Here is a 12,052-nt window from a genome sequence, read left to right on the forward strand (position 1 = left end):
CCATGGCCTACAAGGTAAGCCAAGATCCCCGCACGGACATCCGCGAGCGGAGCTACGTCCCCGAGCTGCTGCGCGGGCTGGCGATCACCACCAAGCACTTCTTCCGCAACCTCTTCGGCACCCGGGACACGAACACCGAGGTTGTCGACCGCACGGGCACCAGCCTCGTCACCACCGTGTCGTACCCGGAAGAGAAGCCCGTCTATCCGCCGGGCTACCGGGGGCTGCACCGGCTGGTTCCCCGCGAGGATGGCAAGCCCCGGTGCGTGGCCTGCTACATGTGCGCCACCATCTGCCCCGCCCAGTGCATCTACATCGAGGCGGGCGAGTACGCGCCGGAGTCGGACGAGAGCGAGTCGCGCGTCATCGAGAAGTACCCCACCCAGTTCGTCATCGACGAGCTGCGCTGCATCGTGTGCGGCCTGTGCGTGGAGGCGTGCCCCAAGGACGCCATCCGCATGGACACGTACGAGCACACCAAGCCCGAGTACAACCGCCAGGGCTTCGTCTTCGACATCCCCAAGCTGCTCAAGGGCCCCGCCGTGTCGCACCCGTCGGATCCCTGGAACAAGCGCGACAGCTCGAAGGAGCCCCACCACGCGCACAAGGAAGCCCACACCCGCATCGGAGAGGGCCTCGTGCAGCTCAAGACGCCCCACTCCGTGGGTGCGGGTCACGAGCCGGCGAAACTCGCCAGCGGTGAAGGGGTCCCCCCGAACCCGCCTGCTCACAAGTAGCCCCCCTGCCTGCTGGCTTCCCCCTCTCCGGGAACGCCCGCGGGCTTCGGGCGGGGGTGCCCTTCCTGGGTGCCTCAAAGTCCCGTAGGGTGGCGGGATGAAGCGCTACCGTTTGTCCGTGTGCAAAGGCATGGACTGCAAGGCCAACGGATCCAACGCCGTCTTCGCCGCCGCCCAGGAAGAGCTCGCCAGCCGGGGCCTCGCGCCCCGCTGTGAAGCGTACCGGGGCGGCTGCTACGGCTTCTGCCACATGGGCCCCAACGTCGTCATCCGCGAGGACACGGGCCGCAAGAAGGACCCCCTGTCCCCCGAGGACTACCAGCTCATGGGCTGGCCGGGCGAGGTCTACTACTCGCGCATGACGCCCGAGCGGATGCGCCGGGTCGTCGCCGAGCACATTGCTCAGGATGCGCCCGTCCGGGAGTTCTACGGAGACCCGGACGAGGGCCCCTGAGCGGCCCCCTTCCGCCTCACGGCTCCTGCAGCGCGTACACGCCGTTCCAGTCCTCCGCCGGCGCGGTCACCTGGAAGCGGCGGCACCGTCCCGCGTACACGGCGGAGACGGGATCCTGGTATTCGGTCTCGCCCCGCTCGAACAGGGCCAGCGCCTCGTCGAAGCGCCGCTGGTGGTAGGCCGTGAGGGCCTGCTCGTACACACCCAGCAGCTCCTGCACGCGGGGGGCGATCTGTCCCCGGCGGCCGAGCAGCTCGTGAATGCGCGTGGGCTCGGGGCTGCCCGGCACGCGCACCCGGTCCACCTCGCGGAAGACGTAGGCGTCGCTGGCGAGCTGGGCGGTGTCCTCGCCCACGAGCACCGAGGTGCCATAGGCCTTGTTGGCGCTCTCCAGGCGTGAGGCCAGGTTCACCGCCCGGCCCATCACCGTGTAGTTCGACTTGAGCTCGCTGCCCATGTCGCCCACCACCGCCTCGCCGCTGTTGATGCCGGCGCGCAGCTGGATGCGGTGGCCATAGGTCTTCTGCCAATGCGGCTGGCGCTCCTTCAGCACTGCGTGCATCTTCATCGCGGCCTCGCAGGCCAGGTGCGCATGCCGGTCCGAGCGCACGGGCGCGCCCCAGAACGTCATCAGCCCGTCGCCGATGTACTTGTCCACCTGGCCGCCGGTGGAGCGCACCGCCACCGTCATCTCCGTGAAGTACTCGTTGAGGAACTGGACGAGCTGCTCGGGCGGCATCTGCTCGGACAGCCGGGTGAAGCCCTCGATGGCGGAGAAGTACGCGGACACCTGCCGGCGCTCGGGGCGCACGAGCAGCGTCAAGTCCCGGGTGACGAGCCGCGCCACCTCCGGGCTCACGTAGCGGCCCAGGGCGTGGTTGACGAACTCCCGCAGCTCGCGCTCGGTGCGCACCGCGTACAGGGTGGTGAAGAGGAACGTAGCGCCCATGGCCGCCAGCGGCCCCACCACGGCGATCCACAGGCTCTGCGTCACGAAGACGTAGCCCGCCGCCGCGCAGTAGCCCAGCCCCGTCAGCACCGCGACGGAGAAGAACAGCGTGGCGCCGAAGCCCGAGCGGAACGTGTTGCTGAAGAAGAAGGAGATGGCCGCGCCCAGGAAGGCCATGCCCACCGTCAGCATCAGGTCCAGGTCCAGCGGGGCGCGGAGGATGCCCCGGGACTGGAGGAGGTTGTCGAGCGACTGCGCGAGCATGGCGCCCCCGGGCGTCAGCTTTCCGATGGGGGTGGGCTTGTAGTCCGTGGCATACGAGGACGTGTGGGTGAGGACGACGGCCCGGCCCTCGAGATCATGATCGGCGCGGGGCGGCCGGCCGTTGGCGGTCTCGAAGAGGTTGGACAGGATGTTCCAGGCGCGCAGGGTGCGGAACACCGAGGCCCCCGCGGAGCGGCCCACGTCCCCCGTCTCCCAGCGCATGAGGCTGAAGCCCGTCTCGTCCATGGGAATCGCGTAGGCGTCCCCCACGTGGAGCAGGCCGTTCGCGTAGCGCAGCTTCCGGGTGCCGGCCTGCTGCATCGCCGCGGCCAGGGGCAGCGAGGGCAGGACATGGCGCACGCCCTCCCGGGGCGCATAGCTGACGAGGTGAAGCAGGCCCCGGACCACGCCATCGGGGTCCGGCAGCGCCGTGGCCGCGCCATAGAGGATGGAGGGGCTCAGCAGGGGCGCCACCGGGTGCCGGAGGTTGCGCACCTGCAGCAGCCGGGAGGCGTCCAGCCCCTCCACCTCGACTTCGGCCAGGGAGACGAAGAGATCCAACGCGGTGAAGCGGTGGTCACCGTCCCGGGCGCTGCGCTCCTCCACCTTCGTGGGGGGCAGGCCGAGCTGCGCGGCGAACAGCTGCCCGTCCCGCTCATCCTCCACGCCCGCCCACACCGCCATCCGCTCGCCCTCGGGCAGGAGGAACGCGGGGCGCTGCGCGGCGAGCACCCGCTGCGCCAGGGCGTGCGCCTCGGGCAGCGCCTGGGGGGCGCCCACGCGCACGCGGTAGGGCCACAGCCGGAGCGAGGGCGGGCTCGCGCGGGGCACGGACCAGGAGAAGGCGAGCGCGGAGCGCCCCGGGGTCTGGTCCAGCAGCTTGCGGAAGGCCGCGTCGTCATCGCCGCTGCCCTCCTTGCCGGCGCGGGGAAGCTCGCACGTGCGGGGGCTCAGCTCCGGAAAGCGCATGTCGAGCAGGACGGCCGAGGCGCCCTCCTGGATGAGCCGCTGCGTCATGCCGCCGGTGATTTCCCGGGGCCAGGGGTAGGAGGCCAGCCCCGGGTACTCGCTCTGGCGGGCATTGGCGAGCGTGTCGTCGTCCACCGTCACCACCACCACGCGGTCCTGGCGCTTGGGCTCCCGCCGCCGCTGGCGCTGGAGCCACTCGCCCAGCAGCCGCACGCGGACATCGTAGGTGGAGCGCTCGGGCGCCTCGACCCACTCGGACAGGTAGGCGATCAGCGTCGGGGATGTCCCCTCCTCCTCGAGCTGGGTGCGCGGCACCCGGAAGTACAGGAGCGAGCCCACCAGTCCGCCCACGAGGACGGCCTGCAGGAGCGCGAACCCCAGGCGCTTGAGGAAGCGGCGGCCGGAGGATTGGAAAAGAGGGTTTCGCACGGGGGCGCGAGGATAGCGCGCCCCCGCCCGCCGCGTCCGGGGACTGCTATGCTCGGTGCCTTTCCCCCGGGGCCGGCCTTCTGGCTCCAAGGAGCCCCATGCACCGCCTCCCGCTGCTGTTCACCGCTGCCGCCTGCTGCCTGCTGCCCCTGGGATGTGATCTCGACAAGCTCACCGCCGACACGGTGATGGTGGGCACCCTGCTGACCACCCCCGAGGTGCGCATCTCCCCCGCCGCCTTCCTGAACGTGGACACCGGAACGCCGCCGCAGAACGGAGAGGACGATCTGGTCATCCCCGCCCAGACGGCGGCCTTCGTCTTCATCGGCACCCGGGATGGCGAGGGCGGCTCGCCCCAGGGGCTCTCCGGCGCCACCGTCACCCTCCGGCCCCAGAATGGCACCGGGGTGGAGCTGACGCCCGATGGCTCGGGCGCCTACAGCCGCTCCGTCAACGGGGATGACTCCCTGAAGTACCAGAGCGGCGCCAACTACCAGTTCATCGCGGAGCGCAACGGCACGCGCTACGAGGGGCGGGTGGAGAACGTCCCCCCCCAGGAGAAGCTCTCCGTCCTGCACCCGCCCGAGGGCGTGGTGCGCCTGAACGCCGGGCAGTCCCTCACCCTGGAGCGCGCCGCCCCGGCCTCGGGCCAGGACCGCACCATCGGCTTCGTCACGGTTGTCCCCCTGAGCCAGAACGGGGCGCGCGGCAAGCCCACCTACAGCAACGTCCCCACCGAGCCGCTCGACTTCGTCGAACTCGTCGCCTTCCCCTCGGCCTGGAAGCAAGCGCGCATCACCCTGCCCGTAGAGGCCTTCCCCTCGCCCCAGCAGACCTACCTCGTCACGTTCCAGTCGGTGCGCAGCGGGGGCGCCGAGTCCGACAACCTCTTCCTGGGCAGCGCCCTGCTGGCGGGCACGGCGGACGTGGGCGTGATCCGCACGCGCTAATGACACGCGCTGGATTCACATCTTCGATGGCCAGCAGCCCGGACTCGCGCTGGGCTACCCTGGATCGAGCGCCCAGGTTCCTTCTTCCCAGCGTTTCAATGCCTGCTGCGCTCCGAACGGGACCAGCCCCTGTCCCTTGGCTGCTTCCTCCAGGACCGCTTTGGCCTCGGCCGTCCGGTAACGGAGCAGATGCGCGGCAGCCATCACGCGCACGTCCATTCGCTCATGCTTGAGCAGCACGGCGAGAGCGTCACGTCCAGCATTGCCGTGGGCCAGGAGCTTATCGACGGCGGCACCGTACTTCCTGGCGTGCTTGTTCCCGGTCTTGGCGTCTCCCCGGAAGATGGCCTCGTTCTGCGCGGCCACGTTCTGGGAGAACTGCTCGACAAGATCCTCCAACTTCATCACCAGAGCCCTTTCCCGATGTTCTTGATGGCCAGTAACCCGAAGTCACGTTGGGCCTCATAGGATTGCGTGCTCAACCATTGCCGCACGGTCAAGGGTGAGCCGGTAATATCGCGTCGAATCGACGAATAGAACGCGCTGACGTCGGTGTGCAGGATCTTGTCCAGCGGGATGATATTCCCGGTGTTGTGGAGGGCATGGGGGCCGAAGTGCTTCATGTTGCCCGGGGTCTGCTCGACGATGTGGTGCCACTCCTGCCCTGGGCCCGCCGGGCCCAGGGCCTTCTTGAATCCGCTGAACGATCCCCAGGCTCTGTAGCCCGTGGGACGCGTCTTGGCGGAGGTGCCGCCGCCCGTGCCTCTGGCTGCCATGGCCACCGCGCCGGGCGCGAGGGCGATGGTGATGGTTTCGGCACTCACGGTGACTGTTTCCACTGCCCCAACCGCTGCGAGCCTGATGCCCACCTGAGCTTCGGCTTGCACCGCCGCCTGCGCAGCACCGGGGAGCTTTGGCACCTTCGCGGCCAACCCTGGCGCCATGTTCCCAATGGCGGCCGTGGCCAACAGGGCGAACGCGCGCGCCGCGTTGCGGCCCATGACCTTGCCGTAGCGCTCCCCCTCCACGCGCAGTTCGTCAAAGGTGGTGGCCCGGTCCGCTGCTACCACCAGCCGCTTGAAACCCACGATGAGGTTCCAGAAAGTGTCGATCCCTACGTAGGCGATGAGCGTGGAGGTCATCACGGCGGCGAGCCCTTTGGAGAAGGGTTCGGGCACCGTGAGCAGGATCATGTACGTGGTCTACGTCCATAGGACGGTGGTGAGCATGGCCTGGGGGTCGGCCATGTCCTTGAAGGCGTCCATCATCTCGTCCAACACGGCGCCCTGGGCCAGCGCCATGGCCAGGGCGTAACGTCCATCCCCGGTGACCGTAGGATTCTCCACCAAGAGGCGTAGGCAATCGCCGGGCTTGTTCGTGCGCTCGCACCAGCGCAGATAAGCGCGTGTCAACTCCACCGCTGCCGCGGGTTGTTCGCCCTCCAGGTGTTTGCCCGGTCCCAGCGGAGTGACGCGACGGGTGCGAGGGTCATACAAGTACGAGCCGCTGCGCGGCTCCACCTCGAACAGCCGCCTGGCGGTTTCCTGGGGGCGTGTGGACGGGCGCACGGCGCGGGCCAACGCGTCCAAGGCCTGCTCGAAGTCGTCCTCGTCCAGTTCTACCGGATGGGCACTGGAGCGTGGGGTGAACATGAGGGGCGAGCCACGGCCGGTGTCCAGGCGCACCACTGTCCGGGTGCTGCTGCATCCCGTGAGGAGGACCAGCAGGAGGGGAATCCACCACCCTGGCCGCATGCGGAACGCTCCTGGTAACCGTGACGAGCACACACTTACGGGAACGTCACCCCGGAGACGATCACGATCCGGGTTCCATCCTCGTTCCACACTCAAGATCGCGATGGCGCGTCTCTCCACCGCGCTGATGCTCCCCACCGAAACGCTCACTCCCAGGGGTTCCAGCAGGAACTCGCGAGCTTCGCGCTCGCTCAGCCCGCCTCCAGCTCCAGGTCGATCTTCCCCGCGAGCTTCAGCCGCAGGAGGTGGCCCGCGAAGCGCTCCGCCTCCTCACGTGCCAGGAAGCTGCGGAACGTGCCGCCCTCGGCCACCTCCACCTCCATCACGGGCCCGCGCTGCAGCAGCCGGAAGAAGTCCTCGCCTCCTCCGGGCCTCGGGATGAAGATGGGCAGGAAACCCTTGAGGGGCACCACCGCCCCGGGCGCCCTCAGACATGCTTCCAGGGCAGCGGCGCTGGGACGAATGCCGTCTGGGGCCACGCCCTCCTCCGCGTACAGGACGGGCGGCGGCAGCGCGACATCCTCCGTGGAGTCATCGAAGAGAAAGCCGTAGCGGGACGGGATGCGCCCGGCCCACAGAAAGCAGAGCAGCACGGCCTCGTCCGCGCCCACGCGCGTCACGTGGAGGATGGAGCGCTGTGCATCCACCTTGCGCAGGAGCAACTGGAGCCGCGGGCGCGTGGCCTCCAGGAAGCGCTGAACCCGGTTCACCAGCGTGGCGCGGAGCTCCGCGAACGCCTCCTGGTACCGCGCCTCCGCCTCCGTCTCCTGGCGCTCCAGCTGCGCCCGCCGCTCGCTCAACCGCCCCTGGGCCTCCCCCAGGAAGCCCTCGCCGCCCGTGGACGCCAGCGCGGAGGCCTCCCCGGCCTCGGGCGTCAGGCCCGCGGCCCGCACGGCCCCCAAGAGGAAGCTGCCCTGCTGATCCAACCGCTCGCGCTCCTCCCGGAAGCGCGCCCGCGTGGCGCCATGCTCCGCCCGCAGCGCCAGCCAGGCCTCATAGGCGGGCTCCAGCGTCTCCAGGCCGCGCACCCGGGAGAGCACGTCCCCCGGGCCGTCCCCAACGCCCTCTGGGGCCGCCTCCAGGGCGGGCATGTCCCGGGGCGTGTCCCTGCGCGCATCCACGAGCCCCCTCGCGGGCGGGCGCGGGCGTCGGGGGCGGGAGGGTCCATCCTTCGGCGGCATGGGGGCGAGTGTACCCGGAAATGAAAAGCCCCCCGAGCACGCTTCCGCGCTCAGGGGGCGTTGGACCTGGATGCGGTCCGGATCAGGCGTTGCGGGTGACGCCCTCGGTCACGCGGCCCACCGCGCCGGAGACCGCGTCCTGGCCGCTCTGGAACCGGTTGCGCAGGTCCGTGCGCAGCTCCTGGCCCGGCTTGGGGGCCAGCAGCACGCCCACGCCGACGCCGAGCAGCACGCCCACGGTGAAGGCGCCCAGCGCGGGCAGCAGGTAGTCCGCGGTGTCCTTGCGGGTCTCGAGCCCGATGAGGTTGAGCAGGTCGTCCTTCTCGAGCTTCTTGAGGTCTCTGGCGGTGAACATGGATCAGATCTCCAGGTAATGGGGTGTAGGGTGTGAGGCCGTGCGACGGATCAGCTGATGCTCCCGGGACCGGAGGTCCGGGGCGCGGCGCCAATGCCCGCGGAAGGGTTCTGGCCGTTGACGTTGGCCTGGCCGGTCTGGAAGCCCTGGAGCGCGGCCTCGGCCATGCCCAGCAGTTCGTCCTTCACGAAGGGCAGCGCCGCCAGGCGCACGCCGAGCTTGAGGATGCGCCCGGTGAGCGGCGTGAACAGTCCGCCTCCCAGCACATAGCCCACGCCCACCGCGGCCAGCACCATGCCGTAGGGGTTGCGATCCACGCGGCCGCGGACGTCGAGCGTCTCGGACAGGCCCGTGACGGCGCTGCGCGCATCGCTCCACAGCTGCTGGGCGTCCACGCCGATCTGATCCACGCGCTGGCCGAAGCCGTTGTTGTCGGTGCTGCCAGCAGTGCCGTTGTTCTGAGGACTCTGGAAGGTCGTCATGACTGTGCTCCCGGTAGGTCGAGGAAGGAACGGCTCAGCGGCGCGAGGCGAGCCGGCCGACGAGGAAGCCCACGGCGATGGCGCCGATGAGGCAGGTGCCCGGGTTGGCCCGGATGAAGCTCACCGCGCGGGTGTTGAAGTCCACCAGGTTGCGGCGCGCCTCGTCGATCTGCGGAACGATGCGGTCCTGGAGCTCACGGGCACGGTCCTGAATCTGCTGCGGATTGATTTCCATGGAAGCCTTCTCCTTCGTGCGAATATGGGACTGAAGTCCGGTGGAAAGAAGTGGTCAGCGGCGCTGGCCGAGCAGGAAGCCAAGCGTGAAGGCCGCGCCCACGGCCGCCATCGGATGGGTGCGCACCCACTCACGCCAGTCCACGGCGGCGGCCACCTCTTCGCGCAGCGCGGACACGGAGGTGGACAGTTCGGCCCGGGTGCGCTCGATCTCGGCGCGCAGGGCTTCGGGGCTACGAGGCTCGGTCTTGGGAGGACCATTACTGGGCATGCGGAGTTTCCTTCAACATGGGTCGAGACGCCGCAGCGGGCGAGGCCTCGGTGTCCTGGGTGCCGGGCCCACCGAGCGCCGCCACACTGCGAGAGAGTTCCTGGGCACTGTCATCCATGACCTGCCGGCCCTGGAGACGGGAGATGGCCCGGTGAATGCCAATGCCCCCGCCAATGAGGTTGAGGACACCCACCGTCACCAGCGCCCCGGCCACGCCCAACCACCGGGCAAGCACCGCGGCGAGGGCGCCACAGACGAAGAGGTAGCCCACGAGGATGAAGGGCACGAACGCGGCGATGCGGGCCACGTCCTTGCCCATGGCCTTGGCATCCTCCGCCATCTCCATGCGCGCCAACGTGAGGTGCTGGGACACCAGGCGGCTGAACCCATCGGCCATCCGCCCGACAAGGGCGGAAATGCCGCGGTCCGTCTGTTCCGAGCCCACGTTCATCTGTTCTCCAAACCACGCGCGTGTCGTCCCCACGGGCGGAAGCCAACCTAGGCATATGCACCCGCTGCGACAACCCCGTCACAAACGAATGTGTCCAGCAGACGAAGAGCGTTGGCCATTCAACCAACGCCGCCGAAGGACGGCATGTTCTCCGCCCCCCTACCCGATGAGCTGCACGGGAGCCGGCACTTCCGCCACGGACACCACCGGGGCCTCGAAGCGCATCACCAAGGGCAGATGGTCCGAGGCCACGCTGGCCAGCGACGACCGGTGGGGCCGGATAGCCAAGGGCCGCACGCCCGAGTCCACGAAGATGCGGTCCAGCCGGAGCATGGGCAGCCGCGAGGGGTAGGTCCTCGCGGGGGCGTCGAGCTCCAGGGCCGCGTCGTGGATCGCTTGGCGCACCAGGGCCGGCACAGGCTTGTTGCCCCAGTAATTGAAGTCCCCGCAGACCACCACCGGGTCCTTGCGCGCCGCATCCTGGAGGATGTCCGCCGACAGCAACAGCCGCTCCTGCCGGCGGCGCTCGCCAATGGAGAGCCCCAGGTGGAGGCAGAAGACGTGCAGGGGCTTGCCAGAGCCCAGGTCCAGGTCGCACCGCAGCGCGCCCCGGGGCTCGCGCCCGGGGACACTGAGGTTGTAGTTCTTCGACTGGAGAATGGGCAACCGGGTGAGGATGGCGTTGCCATAGCGGCGTCCGGACTTCACCACGTTGGGGCCAAAGGCCATGTGCAGGCCCAGCATGTCGGCCAAGTGCTCCGGTTGATCCTCGCGGGGCGTCACGCTGCGGAAGTCGCCGACTTCCTGCAGCGCGATGACATCCGCCTGGATCTCCCGGAGCACCTCGCCCACCCGGTGCAGATCAAAACGCCCATCCGTGCCAATCCCGCTGTGGATGTTGTACGAGACGAGGGTCAGCTCCACGGGCCCGGCGTCCTCAGCCCTCGATGGGGTTCAACCGGCGCGCGGCCAGACGGACCGCCTCCCCCGGAAGCGAGGCCAGGCGCTGGGCGGCCTTCACCACGTCGCCAATGCCCCCCTGGATGGCCTCGACCTGGCGCGTCGCCTCGTCGAGCAGGTCCTTCAGGCGCCGGCGCGGCGGCAGTTCCTCGGTCATCGGCAAGGCCCCAATGGGGGCCGTGTTGCGGTTGACCGGCGGCGGCAGGGCCTCGGCCTTCATCTGAGCGGGGGCCTGCTCCTCCTCGGCCTCCTGCTTCTTCTTCTCATGGCGCGGCTCGGCGGCGCGCGCCTTGAGGATCTCCTCGGTCTGCGCGTGGCTCTTGCCGTAGTGAATGCCACCGTCCTGGCCAGGGCTCACGTGGTGCGAGTCCGCGAAGTGCTGCTTGTCCTCGCGGCGCAGCGCCCTGCTGCGAGGCTCGGCCGCCGGCACTTGAAAATGATCATAGCTGTATGAACGAGGCATGCTGCGATCCCCCTGGCTGAATGGTCCGCTCCAAAAGCTAGGCAGACGTCCGGGTTCACGGAATGTCGAGCCCTATTCCCAACGCCTGGACGTTCGCTCCTCGACCAGTTTGCTTCCCAGTGGTGAACAGATTCCCTTTCCTCGCTGGACGCCTGGGGATGGGCGGGCGGCCCGTCAAGTCCCCGCGTGAAGGGAGCAGGGTCGGCCGTTTCCCGCTATAGAGCCACCCCTATGCCGCCGCTCTCCCCTGCCCGCCGCTGGTCCCCTGCCCTGTCCCTGCTCCTGGCCCTCCTGAGCCTGGGGGCGGGCCGCGCCGGGGCGGAGCCGAGCCTGTCGATTCAGCCCGGCACGGCGAAGCCGGGGGATCCGGTGCTCATCACCGTCTGGGGCTTGAACGGGACGCCCACCGGCACCCTGGCCGGGCGCGCGCTGCGCTTCTACGAAGCCACCGGCGGCTGGCAGGCCATCTCCGGGCTTCCGGTGGAGCTGACGCCGGGGACCGCCGCCATCCAGGTGCTGGGCTTCGGGCCTTCCGGCAAGGAGCCGGTGGAGCTGACCGGCACGCTGGACGTGGTGGACCCCGCCTACCCGGACCGGCAGCTGCGCGTGGCGGGCAAGTACGTCCAGCCGCCCGCCTCGGTGAAGGCCCGGATGGCCGAGGACAAGGCCGCCTTCGCCACCGCCTTCTCCCAGGCGCTCGGGCCGCTGCTCATCGCCCAGAACTTCGCGTGGCCGCGCCAGGACCGCATCACCGCGCCCTACGGCGACAAGCGCTCCTTCAACGGCAAGCTCCAGAGCCAGCACTTCGGCACGGACATCGACGGGGATCCGGGCACGCCCGTGCAGGCCGCCAACGATGGCGTGGTGGTGATGACGCGCGACAACTACAGCGCGGGCAACACGGTCATCCTCCACCACGGCGGAGGGCTCTACACCACGTACTTCCACCTCTCGCGCATCGACGTGAAGGTGGGCGCGAAGGTCCGGCAGGGCGAGCTGCTCGGCAAGGTGGGAAAAACGGGCCGCGTCACCGGCCCGCACCTGCACTGGGGCGTGAAGGCCGGCGAGCTCTGGGTGGATGGCGAGACGCTGCTCAAGCTGAACTTCTTCTCCGCGCCCCCGCCCCGGAGCACGCCGGCGCCGTAGGGG

Annotated in this window: 14 protein-coding genes and 1 pseudogene; 4 read left to right on the forward strand and 11 right to left on the reverse strand. The window is 69.5% G+C overall.

Features of this window, described 5'->3' with window-relative positions; translation table 11 throughout:
• Positions 1-2: 2 nt before the first annotated feature.
• Complete coding sequence (locus tag KY661_RS27390) at positions 3-737, forward strand: NuoI/complex I 23 kDa subunit family protein (protein ID WP_225413027.1); 735 nt, start codon at positions 3-5, stop codon at positions 735-737.
• Between the two features lie 97 nt (positions 738-834).
• Positions 835-1,191: a (2Fe-2S) ferredoxin domain-containing protein gene (locus tag KY661_RS27395; RefSeq protein ID WP_225413028.1), complete on the forward strand. Its 357-nt coding sequence runs from the start codon at positions 835-837 to the stop codon at positions 1,189-1,191.
• A 16-nt stretch (positions 1,192-1,207) separates the two neighbouring features.
• On the opposite strand, the gene KY661_RS27400 is transcribed toward KY661_RS27395, so the two are convergent.
• The gene (locus KY661_RS27400) at positions 1,208-3,802 is read right to left on the reverse strand and encodes a CHASE2 domain-containing protein (protein WP_225413029.1); all 2,595 of its coding nucleotides are present in this window, start codon (positions 3,800-3,802) and stop codon (positions 1,208-1,210) included.
• A 98-nt stretch (positions 3,803-3,900) separates the two neighbouring features.
• On the opposite strand from KY661_RS27400, the gene KY661_RS27405 reads away from it, so the two are divergent.
• Positions 3,901-4,752: a hypothetical protein gene (locus KY661_RS27405; protein WP_225413030.1), complete on the forward strand. Its 852-nt coding sequence runs from the start codon at positions 3,901-3,903 to the stop codon at positions 4,750-4,752.
• 54 nt (positions 4,753-4,806) lie between these two features.
• Here KY661_RS27405 and KY661_RS27410 read toward each other — a convergent pair whose 3' ends face one another.
• The 10 genes and pseudogenes from KY661_RS27410 to KY661_RS27460 all read right to left on the reverse strand — a co-directional run bounded on the left by KY661_RS27410 (position 4,807) and on the right by KY661_RS27460 (position 10,903).
• Positions 4,807-5,157: a DUF2019 domain-containing protein gene (locus tag KY661_RS27410; RefSeq protein WP_225413084.1), complete on the reverse strand. Its 351-nt coding sequence runs from the start codon at positions 5,155-5,157 to the stop codon at positions 4,807-4,809.
• Positions 5,157-6,506: pseudogene (gene sitA5, locus KY661_RS37920) on the reverse strand (SitA5 family polymorphic toxin). The gene KY661_RS27410 and the pseudogene sitA5 overlap by 1 nt, the downstream one beginning before the upstream one ends.
• Positions 6,507-6,697: 191 nt before the next feature.
• Positions 6,698-7,597 carry a hypothetical protein gene (locus KY661_RS27425; protein WP_225413085.1) on the reverse strand — a complete coding sequence of 300 codons (900 nt, stop codon included), beginning with the start codon at positions 7,595-7,597 and terminating at the stop codon, positions 6,698-6,700.
• Between the two features lie 172 nt (positions 7,598-7,769).
• The gene (locus tag KY661_RS27430) at positions 7,770-8,042 is read right to left on the reverse strand and encodes a YtxH domain-containing protein (RefSeq protein ID WP_075008151.1); all 273 of its coding nucleotides are present in this window, start codon (positions 8,040-8,042) and stop codon (positions 7,770-7,772) included.
• A 50-nt stretch (positions 8,043-8,092) separates the two neighbouring features.
• Positions 8,093-8,524 carry a hypothetical protein gene (locus tag KY661_RS27435; protein ID WP_075008150.1) on the reverse strand — a complete coding sequence of 144 codons (432 nt, stop codon included), beginning with the start codon at positions 8,522-8,524 and terminating at the stop codon, positions 8,093-8,095.
• Positions 8,525-8,558: 34 nt separating this feature from the next.
• Positions 8,559-8,759: a hypothetical protein gene (locus KY661_RS27440; RefSeq protein WP_075008149.1), complete on the reverse strand. Its 201-nt coding sequence runs from the start codon at positions 8,757-8,759 to the stop codon at positions 8,559-8,561.
• Positions 8,760-8,813: 54 nt separating this feature from the next.
• Positions 8,814-9,029, reverse strand: coding sequence for a DUF3618 domain-containing protein (locus KY661_RS27445; protein WP_225413033.1), 216 nt, complete (start codon positions 9,027-9,029; stop codon positions 8,814-8,816).
• Positions 9,019-9,480: a phage holin family protein gene (locus KY661_RS27450; RefSeq protein ID WP_075008147.1), complete on the reverse strand. Its 462-nt coding sequence runs from the start codon at positions 9,478-9,480 to the stop codon at positions 9,019-9,021. The genes KY661_RS27445 and KY661_RS27450 overlap by 11 nt, the downstream gene beginning before the upstream one ends.
• 159 nt (positions 9,481-9,639) lie before the next feature.
• A complete protein-coding gene (locus tag KY661_RS27455) occupies positions 9,640-10,404 on the reverse strand; it encodes an endonuclease/exonuclease/phosphatase family protein (RefSeq protein WP_225413034.1) in 765 nt (254 codons plus the stop codon).
• A 13-nt stretch (positions 10,405-10,417) separates the two neighbouring features.
• Positions 10,418-10,903 carry a hypothetical protein gene (locus tag KY661_RS27460; protein WP_225413035.1) on the reverse strand — a complete coding sequence of 162 codons (486 nt, stop codon included), beginning with the start codon at positions 10,901-10,903 and terminating at the stop codon, positions 10,418-10,420.
• A 231-nt stretch (positions 10,904-11,134) separates the two neighbouring features.
• Between KY661_RS27460 and KY661_RS27465 the strand changes: the two genes are divergently transcribed.
• The gene (locus KY661_RS27465) at positions 11,135-12,049 is read left to right on the forward strand and encodes a M23 family metallopeptidase (protein WP_225413036.1); all 915 of its coding nucleotides are present in this window, start codon (positions 11,135-11,137) and stop codon (positions 12,047-12,049) included.
• Positions 12,050-12,052 lie beyond the last annotated feature (3 nt).

It is taken from the genome of Allostigmatella hybrida (assembly GCF_020103775.1).
GTDB lineage: Bacteria > Myxococcota > Myxococcia > Myxococcales > Myxococcaceae > Hyalangium > Hyalangium aurantiaca.

What these genes read in the sequence shown, in the direction of transcription:
- KY661_RS27390 (WP_225413027.1), top strand. Translation starts at nt 3, where the DNA reads ATGGCCTACAAGGTAAGCCAAGATCCCCGCACGGACATCCGCGAGCGG.
- KY661_RS27395 (WP_225413028.1), top strand. Translation starts at nt 835, where the DNA reads ATGAAGCGCTACCGTTTGTCCGTGTGCAAAGGCATGGACTGCAAGGCC.
- KY661_RS27405 (WP_225413030.1), top strand. Translation starts at nt 3,901, where the DNA reads ATGCACCGCCTCCCGCTGCTGTTCACCGCTGCCGCCTGCTGCCTGCTG.
- KY661_RS27410 (WP_225413084.1), bottom strand. Translation starts at nt 5,157, where the DNA reads ATGAAGTTGGAGGATCTTGTCGAGCAGTTCTCCCAGAACGTGGCCGCG.
- KY661_RS27425 (WP_225413085.1), bottom strand. Translation starts at nt 7,597, where the DNA reads ATGCCCGCCCTGGAGGCGGCCCCAGAGGGCGTTGGGGACGGCCCGGGG.
- KY661_RS27430 (WP_075008151.1), bottom strand. Translation starts at nt 8,042, where the DNA reads ATGTTCACCGCCAGAGACCTCAAGAAGCTCGAGAAGGACGACCTGCTC.
- KY661_RS27435 (WP_075008150.1), bottom strand. Translation starts at nt 8,524, where the DNA reads ATGACGACCTTCCAGAGTCCTCAGAACAACGGCACTGCTGGCAGCACC.
- KY661_RS27440 (WP_075008149.1), bottom strand. Translation starts at nt 8,759, where the DNA reads ATGGAAATCAATCCGCAGCAGATTCAGGACCGTGCCCGTGAGCTCCAG.
- KY661_RS27445 (WP_225413033.1), bottom strand. Translation starts at nt 9,029, where the DNA reads ATGCCCAGTAATGGTCCTCCCAAGACCGAGCCTCGTAGCCCCGAAGCC.
- KY661_RS27450 (WP_075008147.1), bottom strand. Translation starts at nt 9,480, where the DNA reads ATGAACGTGGGCTCGGAACAGACGGACCGCGGCATTTCCGCCCTTGTC.
- KY661_RS27460 (WP_225413035.1), bottom strand. Translation starts at nt 10,903, where the DNA reads ATGCCTCGTTCATACAGCTATGATCATTTTCAAGTGCCGGCGGCCGAG.
- KY661_RS27465 (WP_225413036.1), top strand. Translation starts at nt 11,135, where the DNA reads ATGCCGCCGCTCTCCCCTGCCCGCCGCTGGTCCCCTGCCCTGTCCCTG.